General features: G+C 26.7%; 3 protein-coding genes and 1 other annotated feature. All 3 genes read left to right on the top strand.

All coding sequences use genetic code 4. The annotated features are described in order from the left end of the window. Positions 1-252: 252 nt before the first annotated feature. The 3 genes from BST80_RS04825 (at position 253) to rplL (ending at position 2,340) form a co-directional block, all read left to right on the top strand. Positions 253-1,164, top strand: a complete 912-nt coding sequence (locus BST80_RS04825) for a hypothetical protein (protein WP_415746208.1) — start codon at positions 253-255, stop codon at positions 1,162-1,164. 83 nt (positions 1,165-1,247) lie between these two features. Then, positions 1,248-1,355: a sequence feature (ribosomal protein L10 leader region), on the top strand. Between the two features lie 72 nt (positions 1,356-1,427). Continuing rightward, entirely contained in the window at positions 1,428-1,919 is a 492-nt protein-coding gene (gene rplJ, locus BST80_RS04820) for a 50S ribosomal protein L10 (protein ID WP_415746207.1), read from the top strand. Positions 1,920-1,974: 55 nt separating this feature from the next. Then, complete coding sequence (gene rplL, locus BST80_RS04815) at positions 1,975-2,340, top strand: 50S ribosomal protein L7/L12 (RefSeq protein WP_415746206.1); 366 nt, start codon at positions 1,975-1,977, stop codon at positions 2,338-2,340. The last annotated feature ends 566 nt before the right edge of the window (positions 2,341-2,906 follow it).

The following is a 2,906-nucleotide window of genomic DNA, read 5'->3' as shown; positions in this document are numbered from 1 at the left end:
TTTGCCACCTTTTTTAAATTTTTCTATTTCAGCAACCTTTAAAATATCTAACATTTTATTAAAAGTGGCTTGTTTTATTCCTGTTAATCGGAATAATTCTTTAATCATTAATAAAATCAAATTTATCAAATTTCATAATTTTAGATTCCTATAATTTCTATTTTAAATATATTTTATAGGAATTTTAAAATAACTAGGTTATGCAAGAAGTCTAATATAGTTTATTTTNGAACTTCACAGGGAATTTATTTTTTGCCTAATGATACAACAAAAGCAAAAAAAAATAATGGAATTGATGATAATGTTATTGCTTTAACAGTTGATCAAAAAAATAATATTTATTATGTAAACGAAGATCATCAAGTATATATTTATGATGGTAATAATGGAACAATTGTTAAAATTGAGGGTTTAAATGATGAATTAGTTGATAATCATATTACTGTTCTTGCATTAGACAGTAATGATACTTTGTATTTAGGGACTTTTGCTGGAATTTATTATTTATTATCAGGGTCAACTAGAGTTGAAAAATTTATTTATGATAACAATAGTGATAATAAAGTTGCTAGAAAAGTTTTTGCTTTAGTGATTGACCACAACGATAATTTATATTTTACTACTGATGAAGCTAATTTTTTTTCAATTCAAAAATTAAATAATGAGTATAGTTTAGCTGACGAACATAAACTTAATGAATTAATTTATGCGTTTGCTGTTGATAAAGAAAATAACATTTATTTTGGTAATTATGTGTATTCAAGTATTGAAAAAGAATTAAGAGAGATTGGTTTATTGAATAAAACAGCGTTATCTATTACTGTTGACAAAAATAATAATGTTTATTATTCAACAGTACTTGCTGGGGTGTATTTTTTTAAAAATAAAATAAAACAGGTTGGAAAAACTAATATTTTTGGAACTTCTGTCCATACAATTACTATTGACCAAAATGATAATATTTTTATTAATAATAATGAAGGTCCTTTTATTTTTCAAGTTTACGAAGAACTTGTTGTTCCACCTGCAGTAAAGCAAAAAGACACTTTGGTTGTTGAAATTTTAGGATATGTTTTTTTAAGTTCTTCTGGGGCAGTTGGGTTATCTTGTTTGGGTACATGACTGTGGAATAAATATCGGTATAAGAAAATAAGCCGAAAGTAAAACAAGATTAATAAAATTTTTTAAAATAACGTTTTTTATTTGACTTTTAACAAAAATTATAATATTATGTTATTTGGTATTATATCATAGTCATCAAAATACCATAGACAGCAACGGATTTTATTAAATCTTAATTATGTTGCCGAGGCATTATTGAGATATATAACAATGACATGTTTTTATATTATTTAAATAATGTTTTAGGCAATTAATCCACTTGGTTAATTGCCTTTGCTTTTAAAATTATTATAGGGAGGCGAATAATGAAGCCAGCAATAAAAATTAAAACAGCAGTTGTTAATGAAATTGTTAATAACTTTAAAAATGCTAATTCAGCAGTTATTGTTGAATATCAAAAATTAACGGTTGCTGAATTTACAGAACTAAGAAGAATGCTTACAAAACAAGATGTAAACATTAAAGTATATAAAAATAACTTAGTAAGTTTGGCTGCTAAAGAGGCAGGATTTGCTGAATTAGACCAATTTTTAACAGGTCCTAATGTTTTTGCGTTTGGTACAGGTAAACAGATGGCTGCCGCAAAAACTTTAGCAGAATTTGCAAAAATACATCCAGCAGTAAAATTAAAAGCTGGAATTTATGAGGGTAAAGTTTTAGATACAAAAGCAATTGTTGAAATTGCAGCATTACCAACAAAAGATGAATTATTATCAATGTTTGGAGCAAGTTTACTATACCCATTACGTATGTTTGCAATAGCAGTTAAAGAAATTGCTAAAACAAAAACTGAATAATTAGTTATGTTATTCAAAGATTTTATAGAAAAATCTTAATGAGGAGGAAAATATTATGGCATTATCAAAAGATGATATTATTAAAGCATTAGAAGAAATGAAATTATCGGAATTAAATGAATTAGTAAAAGGAATTGAAGATCATTTTGGTGTTGTAGTTGCAGCAACAACTGCTGCTGCTCCCGCAGAAGTAGGAGCAGCAGCTGGTCCTTCAGAGGTTAATGTTGTGTTAACAGATACAGGACCAAGTAAAGTTGCAATTATTAAATTAGTTAAAGAAATTACTGGAAAAGAATTAATGGCATCAAAAGCAATTGTTGATAAATTACCAGCAGTAATTAAAGAAAAAGTAAAGATAGAAGAAGCAGAAGAAATTAAAGGACAATTAGTAACTGCTGGAGCTTCAGTTGACCTTAAATAATTTAATTTTCTTAAAAAAAGCAAAATTAGCCCTTGNTTTTTTTTTTTTTNTTTTTCAAATTNTTCAAATTTTTGTATTATTCAACTTCGTTCCTTGTTAAGTGAGCATACTTCATATATTGCCTAAGGCTCACAATTGACTAAACTAAGTTTCACAATATCCCACAGTCAATTTGCCCTTAGATATAGTTAACATATGTCAATTAAATCTAACATATATGTTATATTTAAACGTATGCCAAATCTGAGTAATATTCTATTAATATTTCCATGTCTTATAGAATTAGAGATAAAATTTATTTTAAGTAGGNTGCGTAAAAAGCACAGGCAGTGATCTTATGTAACATGTCTTTAACATGCACATAACAATTGCAAAACTTACATAACATATGTTTTATCAAATTTCAATTCCTAAAAGTCGAAAAATTAAGCTGTGTTATTTATANAAAGAAACGACGCATTCCTAATAGGCCAGTTAATCAGCTTGATTAACAGCCATCTAACATTATCAGTCATCTAACAGCATTTTCTTAACATACCTCTAACATATAATCAACTTATCCTATA

Origin of the sequence: Spiroplasma sp. Moj (assembly GCF_016082285.1) — a bacterium.
Classification (GTDB): domain Bacteria; phylum Bacillota_I; class Bacilli_A; order Mycoplasmatales; family Mycoplasmataceae; genus Spiroplasma; species Spiroplasma phoeniceum.
This window is presented reverse-complemented; position numbering and strand designations above follow the sequence as displayed.